The sequence below is a fragment of the Geomonas sp. genome (genome assembly GCF_035254065.1).
Classification (GTDB): domain Bacteria; phylum Desulfobacterota; class Desulfuromonadia; order Geobacterales; family Geobacteraceae; genus Geomonas.
Map to the genome: position 1 here is coordinate 1 of NZ_DATFBA010000036.1, position 18,484 is coordinate 18,484.

The window sequence follows — 18,484 nt, forward strand, 5'->3', positions numbered from 1 at the left end:
CCGTAGGTTGCATCACCGCTGTAAATGGCGGTGACCGAGTGGGTCCCGGCGGTGAGAGTGGAGATCGGCATGGAAACCGAGGGAGTAACGAACGGCCAGCTGGAGTTGACGGGAACCGGGGCGCCGAAGTTGGCCCCGTCGATCTGGAACTGGACGGTTCCAGTAGCGTTACCGGGGACCTGGGGGTTGATGAAGGCCGAGAACGTTACCCCTTGGCCATAGGTGGACGGGGTGCCGCTGGAGGAGAGCCCTACCGAGACCGGGATGGGGGCGTTGACGGTCAGCTTGCCGGCCGCGGGCAGAGGGGCATTGCCGTTTTGCATCCCCTGCAGGTCGCCGTACACGTAGGGGCCGCCGTAGTAGGAGTAGCGGAAGGCGTAGTCGTAGGAGCCGGCGGTGGAGACGGTGAGCGCGCCGACGTACTGGTAGTTGCCCGGTTGGCTCCCCCAGTTATAGGAGACGTCGTAGGCGGCCGGGGTCCAGGTCCAGGAGGGGCTGGTGGGAGCGCTGCCGGTCGGCCCGTAGCCGAGCTGGGCCACCAGACCGTCGGCGGGACCGGGGAAGAGGTTGGTGAGGCTCGGTACCTGTACCTGGCCGTAGATGCTCTGGGTCTGGGTGCCGGTGGTCGTGGTCACGGTGGACGGATTCACCAGGTTACCCCAGTTGGGCTGCGGCACGTTGCAGCCGACCATCACCTCGGAGACCGCGTTGCCGTGGGTGGTGAGGTTCAGGTAGCCGTTGATGGTGGAGAAGGGGTTGTGGGCGGAGAGGTTCACCTGGGCCCCCTCATCCACGTTGAGCACCAGGAAAAGACCGCTGCTGTCGGTGCCGGTCGCCGTGGGGGAGAAGCCGTTCACGCTGCTGTCGTAGTACTCGACCTGGTAGCCGGGATAGCCGGGACGGCTGGCGTTGACCTGCATGCCGCTGATGGGCTGCGCGTTGTTGGCGCTGCTTACCACCCGGCCGATGACGGCACCCTGGCCGTTCGCGATGCCGAGCGCGGAGAGCTGGGAGGGGGTGAACATGATCAGCGGGTACGGCAGGGTCACGTTGGTCGGGCTGGTGATCGGCCCGCTGTAGACAGGGTCAAAGCCGGTCTGGTTCAAGCTGAGCTCGAACTGGGTGCCGCCGGCCAGGCCGTTGAGGGTGAAGACCCCGTTGGGGCCCGAGTTCCCGCTGTTAGAGCTCCCCAGCTGGTTGACCGCCACCCCGTTCAGCGGCTGGCCGTTCTCCGGCGTGGTGCCGAGGTCGGTCACCGTGCCGGTGACGGAGATGAAGGGGAAGCCGCGGTTGGTGATGAAGGTCATCGAGTCGGCGTGGGCGGTGCCGGTGACGTTGGCCGGGGTGAAGCTGTAGCCGGCGGCGCTGGCCGTGGTGGTGACCTGGGTGCCGTCGGCGAGGTTGAGGATGTAGTAGACGCCGTTGGCGCTGGTGCTGGTCAGCGACGCGTTGGGGGTCTGATTGCTGTCGTTGTCGGCATAGACGACCTGGAAGCCGCCCGAGGCGGTGACGGTCGCGCCGGCGATGCCGTTGTTGGAGCCGGTGACCGTTTGGTCCACCACCCGGCCGCGGATGACACCCAGGCCGGCGGTGCCACCGTTCAGGTTGGTCACGGTCCCGGCCGCGTAGAGTGCGAAGTTACGGGTGAGCGGGGTCGTCGAGTTGAGAGTCGACGAGTAGGCGGCGTCGTAGCCGGTCGCCGTGACGATCAACGTGAAGTTGGTGTTGGAGGGGGCGTTGAAGAAGCTGTAGTTGTTGTTGGGGTCGGCACCTGAAGTGGTCTGCGTGGTGGTCAGGATGGAGGATTTCACCTTCACGGTGGCGCCGGTGATGTTGTTGCCGCTCGCGAAGTCGGTCACCCTGCCGCTCACCTGGATGGTGGGGAGGATGTTCAGCATTTGGGCGCTGAAATTGCTGATCTTGCCGCTGGCGCTCTCCTGGACCTGGATGCTGGAGGGGCAGGCGTTGGACGGGACCACCACGGTAAGCTGCGTCGCGGTTGCCGTCTGGGCGGTCGCGCTCTGGTTGCAGCCGAAGATCACGGTGTTGTTGGCCGCGATCGGGTCGAAGTTGATGCCGTTAACGGTGACAACGGTCCCCGGGACCGCCGAGTCCGGCGTGAAGGAGCTGATCGCCGGGCCGGTGGTCGGGGTGAACCAGGTGCTCTTCTGGGCCATGTTGCCCGCGGCGTCCACGACATTGATGTTCCAGTCGTTGCGGCTGCCGTCGTTGTAGGTCAGTCCCGACAGGTTCACCGAGGTGGTGCTGCTCGGCATGTTGTCGTAGCTGTTGTTATTGTTGTTGAAGCCCGGCGTGTTGGTCCAGAACGAGTAGGTGTAGGAGGCCGGCGGGTTGCTCGGGGCGTTCCAGGAGTAGAGGACCTGGGCGGGCATCGGATACGCCCAGTTACCGACCGGTGCGGTCGGGATCGCGAAGCTGTCCAGCACCGCGGTGACCGGCAGGTCGACCAGGTCCGACGCCGCGCCGCTCGCGTACTGGACGGTGAGGTGGTAGACGTCGGTCAGTTGGGGTCGGTTGTTGCCGACGTTGAGCCAGGTGTTGAAGGATTCATAGCTGAGACCGAGATCCAGCGGGTAGTTGATCCCGTTGTTGCCGGGGCCGCCGGTGACCGTGACGTTCACCGGGACTTCCACCCCCCCGCGGGTGTTCAGCACTATCTGGTAGCCGTCGTTGGGAGGGGTGTTGGAATCCTGGTAGTGGGCGGTATTGAGGGAGGAATAGGAGTTGCTCTTGCTGAGCGTCACCGTCTGGTTGGTGACATTGACTCCCCCCACCGTGACCACCGGGGCCTGCTTGTCCGAGATCATGATGTCGCCGGGGCCGATGCGGCCGTCGCCGTCCACGTCGATGAGCGCGTAGATGGCATAGGTCCCGCTGGGAACGCCGCTGATGGTGAAGTTGTTGGAGAGCTGCGGAGAGCCGGTGACAAAGGCGACCGCGACGGGCCCTCCCTTGTCGCTTTTGTTGTCCACGATGGCGAGGTAGAGGTTGCCGGCCGGGCTGGCGATGCCGGAGAGGTTGACCGTTCCCGAAACGGTGACGCCGCCGGCAGGGGGAGCGATCTGCAGCGAGGTCACCGCGGTGGGCGCCGATTCCGGCGAGCCGGCCACGTTGGCGGTCACCTGTACGTACAGCGTGCTGCCGTTGGGGGCCGGCAGCAGGGCGAAGTCCTGGTTGCCGCCGGGGACGGTGATCACGCCGTCCGGGTTGGCAAACGGGGTGTCCTTGGAGGTGGACCAGTAGACCTTGTAGGAATCGGCGATCTTGTTGCCGTTGTTGTCCTTGGGCTCGTCCCAGCCGATGAAGGTGCCGTTGTCGCCCGGCATCATCATGGCTCCCCCCGGGGTGACCGGGAGAACCGTGGGATGTGAGGTGAAGGAGACGGTGGAGTTGGGACCGACGGCGTAGTCGCCGTTAGTGATGGCGATGCTGCCAGGGGAGTTCCAGGTGGGGTCGTTGGGGTGGATGGAGCCGGTGCCGGAGCCGTCCACGAAGGCGTTTATCGAGTAGCTGCCGTTGGCAACGCCGCGTATGGTGAAATTGGGCCAACCCGGGTCGGAGGGGGCGATGCTCACCCCGAGACCGGTGTTGAAGCCGTTTTGCTGCAGGGAGAGGTATACGCGCCCCGTCCTGCCGCTCGTGTTGCTGACCGTACCACTGATGTTGTAGGCATGAGCGGTAACCGCTCCCAAGGTGAGCACCAGGAACAGTGCCCACTGCATCACCCTCCACCACAGACCTCGTCCAACGTACATGCCAACCTCCTTACATAAAACACATCAAATCTGGCATAGCCAGAATTACAGGTACTATCTATTCATTCCTGGAAAGGCATAAATCACACACGGCATGTTTGATGCCGTCAAAATTTCACTCAGAGAGCGTCATTTCCAAAGAGCAGAGACTGTGTGCGCCGCCATTACACCAACACTGAAAATAAAATCAAGTTATTTTTTCGCCGTAGACCATCTCGCATTACCCAGGAAATACACTGGTTTTCGTGTCAGGCGTCTCTTTTCAACCCCTTACCTGCTTCCGCCAAAAGACCATTTTTCTGGCCGCCCCCCCAGTCGCCTCCCCGGCGATGAAAAAGCCAGCCGATTGCCGTTTTAGTTTCACGAAAACCACCCACCCAGCTACCCCGGCCTCGCCAGCTACCCTCCCGCCGTACCGCCCCCTGCGGCTCGTTATCCGTTCCGAAAAGCGATGGATACTCCGCTACGCGTTCCTTCCCCTTCAAGGGGAGGGACAGGATGAGGATGGGGGGGGGTTCAAGGAGAGGACGCAGTTGGTGGAGCAGAACATGGTCACCGAGCAGGTTATCCCTTCCGGGTATGGCCCTTCACGTGCTATAATTTCGGCGACTTACCTTCGGGAGAGACTGGATCATGGGGAAATCGTTCATCCGCACCGCCCTCCTCGCCCTCTGCGCGCTGGCACTCGTTTCCGGAATAGCGGTCGCCGCCGACAGCTGGTCGCCCGCTGCCCCCCGCGAAATAGTGGTGGGGGGCGACCGCGACTACCCCCCTTACGAATACCTGGACCAAAGCGGCAAGCCGGCCGGCTTCAACGTGGAACTGACCCGCGCCATCGCGGAGGTGATGGGGATGCGGGTCACCTTCCGGCTGGGCGGCTGGTCCGAGATGCGCACCGACCTGCAAAACGGCAAGATCGACGTGCTGGAGGGGATGTCCTTCTCGGAGGAGCGGACCAGGGAGGTCGACTTCTCGGTCCCCTCCGCCATCGTCAACCAGGCGATCTTCGCCCGCCGTGATTCCCCTCCTGTCAGCGCGCTGGCTGAACTGGCCGACAAGAAGGTGGCCGTCCACCGCGCCGGCATCATGCACGACTACCTGGTGCGCACCGGTTTCCACGGCAAGCTCGAACTGACCGCCACTCCCGCCGACGCCCTGCGCCTGGTCGCAGCCGGCCGGGCCGATTACGCGGTGGTCGCCATCGTCCCCGGCATGTACCTGATCCGCGAACTAAAGCTCAGCAACCTGGTGCCGGTCGCGCGCAGCGTGGCGATTAACCGCTACGGCTACGCGGTGAAACGCGGCAACGTCGAGCTCCTCTCCCGTTTCAACGAGGGGCTCGCCATCCTCCACAAGACCGGGCAGTACGACATGCTCTACAACAAGTGGCTGGGGGTGCTGGAACCGGAACGTTTCGACTGGCGGACTTTCGTGAAGTACGCGGCCGTGGTGGTGATCCCCCTGGTGCTCCTGCTGGGCACATTCGCGCTCTGGTCGAGGACGCTGCATCGCCAGGTGGCGCTGAGGACCGCCGACCTGACACGGGAGATCGCGGAGAGAAAGCACGCGGAAGCGGAACTGAGGCTGAACCAGCAGCAGCTGGTGCAGGCGGACAAGATGGCGGCGCTGGGCGTGCTGGTTTCCGGGGTGGCCCACGAGATCAACAACCCGACCGGCCTCATCCTGCTCGACCTGCCGCTCTTGAAGAAGGCCCACCGCGACATCCGGCCGATCCTGGACGAGCACCAGCGGCAGGAGGGTGATTTCCTGCTGGCAGGGGTCCCCTACAGCGAGATGAGTGTCGAGATGACCCGCATGCTCGACGAGATGCAGGACGGCGCCCAGCGGATCAAGCGGATCGTCAACGATCTGAAGGACTTCGCCCGCCGTGACGACACCGGCGACAAGTCCGCCATCGACCTGAACGAGACGGTGCGCACCGCGCTCAGGCTGGTGGAGCCGACCATCCGCCGCTCCACCGGCCGCTTCCGGGTCGAGCTGGAGGACGACATCCCCAACGTGCTGGGGAACACCCAGCGCATCGAACAGGTGGTGGTCAACCTGGTGCTGAACGCCTGCCAGGCGCTCCCCGACCAGGAGCACGGCATCACGGTGACCACCCGCTACAACCGGACCACCTCCAACGCCATCCTGGTGGTGCGCGACGAGGGTGTCGGCATCGCCGCGGAAAATCTCTCCAAGCTCACCGACCCCTTCTTCACCACCAAGCGCGACAGCGGCGGCACCGGTCTGGGCCTGTCGGTATCGGCCGGCATCATCAAGGAACACAACGGCACCCTCACCTTCGATTCCACCCCCGGCAGCGGCACCACAGTCACCCTTTCCCTGCCGGCCGCCAGCAAGGAGTCCAGCGCATGAGCCAGCAACTCTACCCCGAATTCTCCGTTCTCCTGGTGGACGACGAGCCCGCCTGGCTGAAGTCGCTCGCCCTCACCCTGAGAAGCAGCGCGGGACTCACCAACGTGGTCACCTGCCAGGACAGCCGCGAGGTGCTGGGGCTTTTGGACGGGGGCGGCATCGGCCTGGTCCTTTTGGACCTGACCATGCCCCATCTTTCCGGAGAGGAGCTTTTGAGGCGGATCGGTGAGTCCCATCCGGAGGTAACCCGCATCGTGCTGAGCGGCCTGAACCAGCTGGAGACGGCCGTCCGCTGCATGAAACTGGGGGCCTTCGATTACTTCATCAAGACCGACGAAGAGGAGCGGATCGTTGGGGGCGTCTTGCGTGCGGTGCGCATGTGCGAGATGCAGCGGGACTACTCGGAACTCTCCAGCCGGGTCCTCTCCTCCACGTTGCGTCAGCCCGAGGTCTTCTCGGGTATCGTCACCGCCGACCGCGGGATGCTGGCCGTCTTCTCCTACATCGAAGCGGTCGCCAAAAGCCCCCAGCCGCTGTTGATCACCGGCGAGAGCGGGGTCGGTAAGGAACTGATCGCCCAGGCGGCGCACCGGCTCTCCGGCTGCCGCGGGAAACTGGTCACCGTGAACGTGGCGGGACTGGATGACAACGTCTTCGCCGACACCCTGTTCGGGCACGTGAGGGGCGCCTACACCGGTGCGGATACCGTCCGGCGCGGCATGGTGGAGGAGGCCGTCGACGGCACCCTCTTCCTCGACGAGATCGGCGACCTCAGCACCGCCTCCCAGGTGAAGCTGCTGAGGCTCCTGCAAGAGGGGGAATTTTTCCCGCTGGGGAGCGACCAGCCCAAGCGGGTGAAGGCGCGCATCATCTTCGCCACCCACCAGGACCTCGCTGCCAAGGAAGCGGCGGGAACCTTCCGGCGCGACCTCTTCTACCGGCTGCGCACGCACCAGGTGCAGATCCCTCCCCTCAGGGAGCGCGCCGGTGACATCGGCCTGCTGCTCGACCACTTCCTCCACGAGGCGGCGCAGGCGCTCGGCAAGCCCAAACCGGCCACGCCCAGGGAGCTGGTCCCCTTTCTCGCCCGCTACAGCTTCCCCGGCAACGTCCGGGAGTTGCGCGCCATGGTGTTCGACGCCGTGAGCCTCAACCACGACAAGGTCCTCGGCATGGAGAGCTTCCAGAAGGCCGTCGAGCGGGCGCCAGGCACCGCGCCCCCCGCGCCGCGCGACGCCCGCAGCAATCCTTTCTCCGGCTTCCCCGAACTGCCGAGCTTCAGCGACGCTGCCGGGTTCCTGGTCATGGAGGCGCTGGAGCGGGCCGGTGGCAACCAGACCCTGGCGGCAAGGCTTTTGGGAATCTCGCAGCCCGCGCTCTCCAAGAGGTTGAAGATGCTTAAAGGACGCGGCGAGTCGTAATCCCCCCTTCATGCACTCTCCAGCATCGTCCGACAGTCCCCTCTCCCCCCGGGAGAGGGTTAGGGTGAGGGGACTCTCCACGAAGAGATGCAGTCCACCCCAGGTACGCGGCTTCCCTCACCCCGGCCCTCCCCCGTGGGGAGACGGGGAGTTCGCTCCCATAACCAGAGGTTATAACGATAACCCCAGGATATATTCTGGTTCAACATCTCGATATCACAGGACTTTTCCCCAGACACGCTATCAAGCCATAACGTCTCGTTATAAAAAGCTCCTCATCCCCTAGGCGCCTCTTTCCTCGAAAACTAAATAAATACAGCACTATACGCCAAAAACCATCGCTGGCATCCTCCTTGCCATACCAAGAGTAACAGTTCGGGCTCACGCCCCACCACTTACCAAAGGTATGGAGGTTTACCATGGCGATGTTCTGGATTCAATTCGTTCTCGTGCTCGGCGCGGTGCTGATCGGCATCCGCAGGGGCGGCGTAGCCCTCGGCCTGATCGGCGGTCTCGGCGTGACCGTGCTCACCCTCTTCTTCCGCGACGCCCCTTCGGAGCCCCCCATTGCCGTCATGCTGATCATCCTGGCGGTGGTGACCGCCTCGGCGACCCTGCAGGTGGCCGGCGGCCTCGACTACCTGGTGCAGTTGACCGAGAAGATGCTGCGCGCGCATCCCAAGTACGTCACCATCCTGGCGCCGCTCTCCACCTTCTTCCTGACCGTCTGCGTCGGCACCGGCCACGCGGTCTACGCGCTGTTGCCGGTCATCTCCGACGTCGCCATCAAGACCGGCACCCGACCGGAGCGCCCGATGGCCATCGCATCCGTCGCCTCCCAGATGGGGATCACCGCGAGCCCGGTGGCCGCCGCAGTCACCTTCTTCCTCGGCTTCGCCGCCAAGACCGGCCACCCCGTGACCCTCATGCAGATCCTTTCCATCACCCTGCCGGCCGGTGTGGTCGGGGTACTGGCAGCCGCCAGCTGGAGCTTCAACCGCGGCAAGGACCTGGACAAGGATGACGAATTCCAGGCCCGTCTCCAGGATCCCGAGTTCCGCAAGGCCCTCGACGCCGAGGTCACCACCCTTGACAAGGAAGTCTCCGGTACTGCCAAGCTCTCCGTCGCCCTCTTCTTCGCCGGCGTGGCGACCATCATCCTCTTCGCGGTATTCCCGAAACTGCTGCCGATGGCAGCCGACGGCAAAGCGCTGGCGATGACCACCGTGGTGCAGTTCATCATGCTTGCCTACGGCGCCCTCATCATGTTCGTCGGCAACGTCAAGGCCAAGGAAATCGCCCACTCCAGCGTCTTCATCTCCGGCATGATCGCCGTAGTCTCCATCTTCGGCATCGCCTGGATGAGCGATACCTTCATCACCGCCAACAAGAAATTCCTGGTGGACAACATCGGCGTCATGGTGAAGATGGCCCCCTGGACCTTCGCCATCGCCACCTTCTGCATCTCCGCCTTCGTGAAGAGCCAGGCCGCCACCCTTGCCATCACGCTGCCGCTCGGAATCGCCCTGAACCTGCCGATCACCCTGCTGCTTGGGCTGATTCCGGCCAGCTACGCCTACTTCTTCTTCGCCTTCTACCCAAGCGACCTGGCCGCCATCAACTTCGACCGGACCGGCACCACCCGGATCGGCAAGTACCTCTTGAACCACAGCTTCATGCTACCCGGCCTGATCGGCGTCAGCACCTCCACCGTGGTCGCCTACCTGATATCCAACGCCATCCTGTAAGCAACGGTCTGCGCGGACGCAAAAAGGCCCCGGGGTTAATCTCCCGGGGCCTTTTGTTTTCTTGGCAGGTGGAACTGCCCTGTTCACCGAAGGAACGCCACATCCCGGAAATATCGCTTGACGATGATACCCCATGGGGGTATTCTGAATTCAGCTACATACCCACCGGGGGTATTCAAGATTCGGGGAGAAGGTCATGGACGATACGTCGCAGAAGAAGATATCGGCGCGGGTCAAGCGGATCGCGGGACAGGTGGCGGGGATCGAGCGGATGCTGGATGAGAAGCGCTACTGCGTGGACATCCTGAACCAGATCGCCGCCGTCCGCTCCGCGCTGGATGCGCTGGGGGTGGAGATCCTGACCAGGCACCTGGAAACCTGCGTGCTGGGACATGGCAGCGAGGCGGAGCACGAGAGCGCCAAGCGGATGACGCAGCAGGAACTGCTGGACGAAGTCAAAACCACCGTATCGCGTTTCCTGAAGTAAGGAGAAGGCATCATGCAAAAAGCCACCTTCGCCATCAGCGGCATGTCCTGCGTAAACTGCGCCGCCCGGATCGAGAAAACCCTCTCCGACACCGCCGGCATCAGCAAGGCCGCCGTCAATTTCGCCATGGAGGAGTTGCTGGTGGAGTTCGACGAGAACCTCATCAGCGGCGAACAGATCCGGGAGAGCATCACCAAACTCGGCTACGCCGCGCGCCCCAAAGCGGCGGCCGGGGAGCTTCGCTTCGGCGTCCAGGGGCTGCACTGCGCCTCCTGCGTCAACAACCTCGAGAAAAAACTGCACGCCGCACCCGGCGTGCATGCCGCGGTGGTGAACCTCGCGCAGGAATCGGCCTTCGTCCGCTTCGATCCCTCCGCCATCGACGCCGCCGGCATCTACGACGTGGTGACCGCGGCGGGTTACCAGCCGGTCCCCGAGGGACAGGCGCGGGAGGACGAGTCCAGGAGCTACCGGAGCCAGCGAAACTGGTTCATCTTCAGCCTCGCCCTATCCCTGCCGATCATGCTGACCATGGGGATGCACCACAACCGGAACGTGCTCTGGATGAACCTGCTTTTGGCCACCGTCGTCCAGTTCAGCGCCGGCCTCACCTTTTACCGCGGCTCCTTTTTCGCCCTGAAAAGCCGCAGCGCCAACATGGACGTGCTGGTGGCGCTGGGGACCTCGGCCGCCTACTTCTACTCGCTGTTCGCCTTTTTCGGCGCCTTCGGCGAGCAGGGGGGCGACGTCTTCTTCGAGACCTCTGCCATGCTGATCGCCTTCATCAGGTTCGGCAAGTACCTGGAGGCGCGCACGCGCGGCAAGGCAGGCGAGGCGCTGAAGAAGCTCCTGAGACTGCAGGCCGACAAGGCGCGGCTGATCACCGAGGAGGGGGAAAAGGAAGTCCCCGCTTCGCTGGTCCGGGTCGGGGACCTGGTCCTTGTTCGCGCCGGCGAGACCATACCGGCCGACGGCGAGATCGTGGAAGGGAGCAGCACGGTGGACGAATCGATGGTGACCGGCGAATCGGTGCCGGCCGAAAAAGGGCCGGGGGACGCGGTGACCGGCGCCACCATCAACCGCAGCGCTTTGCTCAAGGTGCGGGTCACCCGGGTGGGCGAAGAGACCCTGCTCGCCCAGATCGTGCGCATGGTGCAGGAGGCGCAGGCGGACAAGGCACCCATCCAGCGCTTCGCCGACCGCATCTCCGGCGTCTTCGTCCCGGTGGTGGTGGCGCTGTCGCTGGTCACCTTCCTCATCTGGTTCCTGGCGCTCCACGAGCCGTTTCTCTTCGCCTTCAAGCTCGCCATTGCGGTGGTGGTGATCGCCTGCCCCTGCGCCATGGGGCTCGCCACCCCGACCGCCATCATGGTGGGTAGCGGGGTCGGGCTCTCCCGCGGCATCCTCATCAAGCGCGGCTCGGTGCTGGAGCATATCTCCCGGCTCCGCTTGATCCTGCTGGACAAGACCGGCACCCTCACCGAGGGGCGCCCTACCCTCACCGATGTTATCCCGGCCCCCGGTGTCGACGAACGGCAGCTTTTGACCTACCTCGCCTCGGCAGAAGCGCATTCCTCCCACCCTCTGGCCCAGGCAGCGCTGCAGGGGGCCCGGGAGCGCGGCTCACTCCCCGACCCGGTTTCCGATTACCGTGAGAAAGGTGGTTTCGGCGTCTCCTGCAGTTACCAAGGCACGGAACTCTTGGCCGGCAATGCGCGCCTTCTGGAGGAGGCTGGCGTTCCGGCGTCCCCGATCGCGGAGGAGGCGGCGAGGCTGGCTGGCGAGGGTAAATCCCTCATCTACCTCGCTGCGGGGGGGAAACTGGTGGGGATCGCGGCGCTGGCGGACCGGCTGAAACCTTCCTCGGCTGCGGCGGTGGCGGAGATGCGGCAACTGGGGATCAGGACCTTCATGATCACCGGCGACCAGCAGGCGGTGGCTGCCTCCATCGCGAGCTCCGCCGGGGTGGACGGCTTCGAGGCCGAGGTGCTCCCGGAACGGAAGCAGCAGGTGGTCAGGGAATATCAGGAAAAGGGGGAAGCGGTCGGCATGGTGGGGGACGGCATCAACGACGCGCCCGCCCTCGCCCGCGCGGACATCGGCATCGCCATCGGGGGCGGCACCGACGTGGCCAAGGAGACCGGCGACCTCATCCTGGTGAAGGACGACCTGATGGACGTGGTCCGGGCGGTGAAGCTTGGGCGGGCTACGTTGGGGAAGATAAAGCAGAACCTCTTCTGGGCGCTCTTCTACAACATACTCGGCATCCCGGTCGCCGCCGGCATCCTTTACTATCCCTTTGGCATCACCTTGAAGCCCGAGTTCGCCGGTCTTGCCATGGCCTTTTCCTCCGTGTCGGTGGTGGCGAATTCCCTGCTGTTGAAGCGGGTCGGCAAGAAGCTGTGAGGAGTGACAGGTATCACTGTACTGCTCTCATCAGCCATGATATCCTGTCTAATAGTTCTTATAGTCATACCCTGAGACAGTACCTTCCCATAAATCCACTGACATTAGCATCAGGCAATTACTACCAATGCCTGTTCCAAGACGGTAGATACATCGAGACGTACAGCATCTGACTTCTGCAGGGGCTTTACATGAATGATGTGTTCGTCAAATCGGAAAGCTTGCTCCTCACCCCCCGAGCCTACCTGGTCAGGCTGCTGTCTGCTGTTCTTGCCTTAAACATCTTCGTTCTCGGTTTGACCGCCTTTTTCCTCCACAAGAGCCGCGTGCAGGACGAAACCCGCGTCGCCATCCAGGCCCAGAACCTCTCCCAGTCACTAAGCCAGACCATGGCCGGCATCATCGACAAGACCGACCTATCACTGCTCTACCTGAAACGCGAGATGGAGCGCCAGCTCCGAAGGGGGGGCATCGACCAGCAGTTCATCACCCAGCTGCTCCTCGACGAAAGACAGAGCATCCCGGAGTTGGACGGGATACGGATCGCCGACGCCAAGGGAGACATCATCTTCCGGGACCGGCCGGACCCGGTGGGCGGGCCCCTCAACATCGCTGACCGCGAGCATTTCCAGTTCGCGCGGGAAAACCCGCAGGCGGGAATCATCATCAGCAAGCCGTTGACCGGCCGGCATTCCCACAAGTGGCAGGTCAACATCGACCGCCGCATCAACAATCCCGACGGCAGCTTCGCGGGGATCGTGTTCGGCTCCATCTCCCTGGAGTACATCAGCCGGCTGTTCGCCTCCTTTGACATCGGCAAGATGGGAGTCTTGACCCTGCGACAGGACGACATGACGGTGGTGGTCCGCTACCCCGACCTCCCCAACAAGAGCAGCACCGGATCGAAGACAGTTTCCCGGCAGCTCGCCGAAATGGTCGCGGCGGGAAGAACGTCGGGCACCTACCGGAATCCGGGGAGCATCGACCCCGTCGAGCGGATCTTCGCCTTCAACAAGATCGCCGGCTACCCGCTGTACATAACCTGCGGACGGGCGCCCAGCGACTACCTGGCCTCCTGGCGAAACGAGCTGAAGCAGACGGCGGTGCTGGTGGCGATCTTCGCCTGCGGCACCTTCGCCGCCGCCTGGCTGTTGTATCAAAACAGGAGACGCATCGCCGCCGCGGACGCCTTGACCAATGAGTATGACTACCTGCGCACCCTGTTCGAACATAACGGCTCCGGGCACCTGGTGGTCTCCTCCTCACGCGAGATCCTCCAGGTCAACCAATTCTTCTGCGAACTCTTCGGCTATGCGGAAGCTGAACTGGTCGGCAAAACCGCCGAAATGCTGCACATCGACCGGCAGCATTTCGAGAATTTCACTCCCGTGCTCGAAAAAGCACGTGACGGCAGGTCACGCACCAGCGTGGAGTACCCGTGGCGGCGCAAGGACGGCAGCGTTTTCTGGTGCATTTTCACCGGCGTCAGGCTGCAACTGCCAAACGGTGACACGGGGGTGGTCTGGAGCGTCATCGACATCACCGAGCGCAAGGAAATAGAGGCGGCCTTGAAGGCGTCGGAAAGCAACCTCGCCACCATCTTCCAGGAAAGTCCCCTCGCCCTGTCGGTGAGCGACCTGGAGACCGGGCAGTTCACCGAGGTCAACCTGTCGCTGCTGCGCCTGATGAGGGCATCCTCGGATCAGGAGATGGTGGGTAAATGCTCCATCGAGCTCGGCATCGTCGCACCGGAGGAACGTGCGCGGCTCGTCAAGCAGGTGCGCGAGCAAAAGCGAATCGACCACTTCGTCACCATGATGAGCCGGCTGGACGGCGAGCCGTTCATCGCCGAGCTGTTCACCAATTCGTACATGCACGGCCAAAGGCGCTACCTGCTCACCTGCATCATGGACATCACCGAGCGAAAGCAGATCGAGGCGGCGCTCACCGAGAGCGAAGAACTCTTCCGCAGCATCATGGCGCTCTCGCCGGACATCATCAGCATCATCAGCGCCGACGGAGTGCTGCGCTACAACTCCCCCGCGGCCTTGGCGATCCATGGTTACCATCCCGAGGAACTGGTTGGCACCAACACCTTCGAGCTGATTCACCCCGACGACCAGCACCAAGTGACCACTGCCTTCGAACGCCTGCTTGCAGATCCCACCAAACCGGCCGTCGTCCAGTACCGTTACCTGGGCAAAAGCGGGCAGTACACCTGGATGGAGGCGACCGGCATAAACCAGCTGGACAACCCCGTCATCAGGGGGATCGTGGCAATCTCCAGGGACATCGAGGACCGCAAAAAGGTGGAGCAGGAGCATCTCAGGCTGGAAAAGCAGCTTCTGCATGCCCAGAAACTGGAGAGTCTCGGCATCCTGGCCGGCGGCATCGCCCACGACTTCAACAACCTGCTGACCGCCATCATGGGGAACCTCGACCTGGCCCTGTTGCGGGTACCGCAAGGCCTGCCGGCGCGCGACAACCTGGAACAGTCCATGCTGGCCAGCAGGCGGGCCGCCGAGCTGACCCGGCAGATGCTCGCCTACGCCGGCAAAGGGGTCTTTCAGAAACAGGCGGTCGATCTCAACGAGATCGTGGTCAGCAACACCGACCTCTTCAGGACGGTCATTCCCCGCACCATCTCGTTCAACGTCGCCGTCCAGGACGATCTCCCCAAGACCATGGCCGATCCCAGCCAACTGCAGCAGATCGTGATGAACCTGATCACCAATGCCGCCGAGGCCATCGGCACCGATCCCGGAGTCATCAATCTCGCCACCGGCGCGGTCATCTGCGAACGGGCCGACATCCAGCAAAGCGTGCTGGCGGAAAAACCTGACCCCGGGATGTTCGTGTTCATCGAGGTGGAAGACAACGGCATGGGGATGAACGAGGAGATCCGCCAACGGCTCTTCGACCCGTTCTTCACCACCAAGTTCACCGGCCGCGGATTGGGGATGGCCGCCGCCCAGGGGATCGTCAGGGCCCACCACGGCATGATCATGCTGGAAAGCACAGAAGGGAAAGGGACCAAGTTCCGCATCCTCTTCCCCGTCCTGCCGGCGGAGGAGACCGCGGCGGAGGAAGCTGCAACGGCGCAGGACGGCGTCCCCGCCATGGCGGAGACCGCCCGCAACAAGATCCTGATCGTCGACGACGAGGAGTACGTCCGTTCGTTAGGAGTGGAGTATGCGCGGCATTTCGGCTATCAACCGCTGGAGGCGTGCAACGGGGTGGAGGCGATCGAGATCTACAAGGAGCAGGGGAGCCAGATCGCGGTGGTGGTGCTTGACCTGACCATGCCGGTGATGGACGGCGTGGCTACCTTCGTGGAGCTGAAAAAGCTGGACAGCGAGGTACGTATCCTGTTGAGCAGCGGCTACAGCGAGCAGACCATCTCAGACCGCTTCCCCGGCGAGAAACCGTGCGGTTTCCTGCAGAAGCCTTTCCAGGCCAGGGATTTCGAGCAGAAGATCCGCCAGGCCCTCCCCTCGTAAGGCCTGTGGCTGCCTCCTGCATCTGCCCCATCGTCACTGACGCAAGGCTTGCTTCTCTGTGAAGCCCCCCTCACTCCCCTCCCCTTCAAGGGGAGGGACAGGGTGAGGATGGGGCAGGGGACTGGCTCCGTCAGGGGCCTGTCCCCCTGCCCTACTCGTTCGCCCACGGTACAACGGACAGGGTAAGGATGGAGGTCGTCACGGTCACAGCACCCTATCCCGCCCTTCGCTCTTCGCCCGGTACAGGTTGTCGTCAGCGCGCTTCACCGCCTCCGTGTACTCCGTATCGCCGCTTTGCAAGGTGGAGATCCCCAGCGTCACCGTCACCGCGACCTCACGCCCCTCCAAAAGGAACGCCTTCTCCCTTATCAGCATCCAAATCTTGTGCGCCACGCTGCGGGTCTGTTCCAGGTTGGAACCGGGCAGGATGACCAGGAACTCGTCCCCGCCAAAACGCCCCACCGCGTCGAACACCCTGAGGGAGTCCGTGATCCTGCCGGAGATTTCCTTCAGGAGCAGGTCTCCGGCCAGGTGCCCGTAGCCGTCGTTCACCTCCTTGAACCGGTCCACGTCCATCATGATGAAGCCGATCTCGACGTCGGACAACCCCTTATCCCGCCTGCGGCACGCCCTGGAAAATTCCTTCTCCGCCGTATGCAGGATCTTCCTCTTGTTGGGAATGCCGGTCAGGGGATCGGTGGTGGCCTGTTCCCTGATCGTCTTCTGGATCTCCTTCACGCTTCTGGTCACCTTCTGAACCATGAGGAAGGACAACACGAATACCAGCAGCAACACCAGGAACAGCACGCCAATCAGCATGACTATGGCGTTCTTGAATTGGGCCCAGGTATTGGTGACATCCCGGTAGATCTCGAAACTGCCAATCACCTTATTGTTGTTGTCCCTGACTGGGATGTAGGTCTCCACTACGTCGGCATTAAATCTCTGTTCCTTTGCCAGGTCACGTACTTCTTCCTTTTTCTCCAGCCGTGAATCTACAAAGCCTGCCAGCGCTTTGCGCAGTCGTAGGTTCTCCTTGTTCACCATTCCGATGATAGTGGCATCGGTACTGTAGGTAATCCGGCAGTCGGTAGAGTACACCTTGATCTTCACGATGTTCAAGGGGGCCAGGAATCTCCTGAGGTGCTGATCGAGCGTGGGGATCTCTTCGGGACGAACATTGACTGTGGAACTGCCGTCAGGAGAGGAGGTTGTCAGGTGTTCCTTTTCCTCAGCCAGTATCGCGCGACTCACTCTGATCGCATCCTGCTCGGCATTGCTTACCACATACCGATGCAAGGCAGCACGGAAACCGAAACCGGCGAGGCACAGGATGAGGACGATAAAAAGCACAGCAGCTGCCGAAAACAGTCGCAGAAGCGCATCAGGATCTTTTTTGACATCGAAGGGGGCGAACACCATTTCGTCATCCTTTGCTGCTGCTTTTAAAGTCATAGACTACCACATCGGCGCTGAAAAACCAAAGATCGTACTGGATTTCGAGCTTCTTTGAGCTTCTCAAAGAGAAATAGTGCTCTTTGAGGATTGGTTGATAAGCGAAGAGGTGAGTATGCAGCTGGTGCAGAGACTGCGCTGATGACAGTATCGATCAAGAAGGGCGTCGCGTTGAACGTGCCGTTTTCGATCAGATAGTGGGAGCACTCTCTGGATCGGCATCTTGTAATGACGCCGCCGGCTCCGATGCTGTGTCTGGCGGGATCACGAACCTGATGAAGATACCGGCCATCATGCAGAAGATGGCAAGATAGGCGAAGATGACCGTGAAATTGCCCCCCGTGTTGTCCAGGATATAGCCGCTGAGCGAGGGGCCGAGCAGTCCGGCGATGAAGCCATAGGCGGTGAAGACCAGCCCCAGGATGGCCCCGAAGTGCCGGGTGCCGAAGCAATCTGCAGCCAGCGGGGACGATACCACGAAGAGGGTGCCGAAGGAGAGGCCGATGACTGCGGCAAGAAATGCAGTCCCTACCACCCCGGCAACGTGAGGGAGCAGCAGGTAGGCGGCTGCCGCCGCGAAGAAGGTGGTGCTCATGGCGAGGGTCCGGTTCACGAGATCGGAGAGAAATCCCATGATGATCCTGCCGATGCCGTTCATCAGGTTGAAGGCGGTCAAGACCAGTACCGCCGATTCCATGGAGAAGCCCTTGGAAAGCCCGTAAATTGTCGCCACCGACACCATGGCGATCCCTGCCGCCCCCTGGAAAGCCCAGGTCAGCCAGAGGAACCAGAAGCTTTTGGTTGCCAGACACTCCTTGACGGTGAGCGAGCGTCCGTGGACGAAGTTCACTTTCACCACCGCCGGGCCAGAACTCGGCTCCCGCTTCGCCAGGTGGTCGGGACCTTCCGTGAAGGGTACGGCCAGCATCCCCATTACCAGCGTCGCCCCTGCCACGCTGAGAATCATGCCGACATAGCCCATCCCTTCCAGCAGGCGATGGAAGAGAGGAGAGGTGACCGCCGCCGCGATGCCGAAGGTGAAATTGATCGCCCCAGAAGCAAGGCCGCGCCGCTGCACGAACCAGCGCTGAACGGAGGTCATGGCAGGGGTATAGACGAAGCAGCAGGCGGCGCCGTTCAAGAAGGACCAGAGGTAGAGCATCCAGAGATGATCCGCAAAGGCGATGGTGAGCAGGTTGACGGCGGTCAGCAGCGTTCCGAAGGCGATCATCTTCCTCATCCCGAACCGCTCCTGCCAGCGCCCGACGAAGAACATGAAGATGCCGAGAGCGGCCAGTCCGAAGAAGAGGGT

At 62.6% G+C, this 18,484-nt stretch carries 11 protein-coding genes; 8 read left to right on the forward strand and 3 right to left on the reverse strand.

Features of this window, described 5'->3' with window-relative positions:
* Positions 1-3,776: Ig-like domain repeat protein (locus VJ604_RS01945; protein WP_324079700.1), on the reverse strand; the 3,776-nt coding region annotated here is incomplete at its 3' end.
* Positions 3,777-3,870: 94 nt separating this feature from the next.
* On the opposite strand from VJ604_RS01945, the gene VJ604_RS01950 reads away from it, so the two are divergent.
* The 7 genes from VJ604_RS01950 (at position 3,871) to VJ604_RS01980 (ending at position 15,717) form a co-directional block, all read left to right on the forward strand.
* Positions 3,871-4,134, forward strand: a complete 264-nt coding sequence (locus tag VJ604_RS01950; protein ID WP_324079701.1) for a hypothetical protein — start codon at positions 3,871-3,873, stop codon at positions 4,132-4,134.
* 275 nt (positions 4,135-4,409) lie between these two features.
* Positions 4,410-6,155 (forward strand): transporter substrate-binding domain-containing protein, encoded by a 1,746-nt coding sequence (locus tag VJ604_RS01955; protein ID WP_324079702.1) that lies wholly within the window; start codon positions 4,410-4,412, stop codon positions 6,153-6,155.
* Complete coding sequence (locus tag VJ604_RS01960; RefSeq protein ID WP_324079703.1) at positions 6,152-7,576, forward strand: sigma-54-dependent transcriptional regulator; 1,425 nt, start codon at positions 6,152-6,154, stop codon at positions 7,574-7,576. The genes VJ604_RS01955 and VJ604_RS01960 overlap by 4 nt, the downstream gene beginning before the upstream one ends.
* A 419-nt stretch (positions 7,577-7,995) precedes the next feature.
* Positions 7,996-9,324: an anaerobic C4-dicarboxylate transporter gene (locus VJ604_RS01965; protein WP_324079704.1), complete on the forward strand. Its 1,329-nt coding sequence runs from the start codon at positions 7,996-7,998 to the stop codon at positions 9,322-9,324.
* A gap of 196 nt (positions 9,325-9,520) precedes the next feature.
* Entirely contained in the window at positions 9,521-9,811 is a 291-nt protein-coding gene (locus VJ604_RS01970; RefSeq protein ID WP_324079705.1) for a metal-sensitive transcriptional regulator, read from the forward strand.
* A 12-nt stretch (positions 9,812-9,823) separates the two neighbouring features.
* Positions 9,824-12,217 (forward strand): heavy metal translocating P-type ATPase, encoded by a 2,394-nt coding sequence (locus tag VJ604_RS01975; RefSeq protein WP_324079706.1) that lies wholly within the window; start codon positions 9,824-9,826, stop codon positions 12,215-12,217.
* Between the two features lie 191 nt (positions 12,218-12,408).
* The gene (locus tag VJ604_RS01980) at positions 12,409-15,717 is read left to right on the forward strand and encodes a PAS domain S-box protein (RefSeq protein ID WP_324079707.1); all 3,309 of its coding nucleotides are present in this window, start codon (positions 12,409-12,411) and stop codon (positions 15,715-15,717) included.
* Positions 15,718-15,921: 204 nt separating this feature from the next.
* Here VJ604_RS01980 and VJ604_RS01985 read toward each other — a convergent pair whose 3' ends face one another.
* Entirely contained in the window at positions 15,922-16,830 is a 909-nt protein-coding gene (locus VJ604_RS01985; RefSeq protein WP_324079710.1) for a GGDEF domain-containing protein, read from the reverse strand.
* Between the two features lie 30 nt (positions 16,831-16,860).
* Between VJ604_RS01985 and VJ604_RS01990 the strand changes: the two genes are divergently transcribed.
* Positions 16,861-17,166, forward strand: a complete 306-nt coding sequence (locus VJ604_RS01990; protein WP_324079708.1) for a hypothetical protein — start codon at positions 16,861-16,863, stop codon at positions 17,164-17,166.
* 196 nt (positions 17,167-17,362) lie between these two features.
* Here the strand turns inward: VJ604_RS01990 and VJ604_RS01995 are convergent.
* The coding region (locus VJ604_RS01995) for an MFS transporter (RefSeq protein ID WP_324079709.1) at positions 17,363-18,484 on the reverse strand (1,122 nt) is incomplete at its 5' end.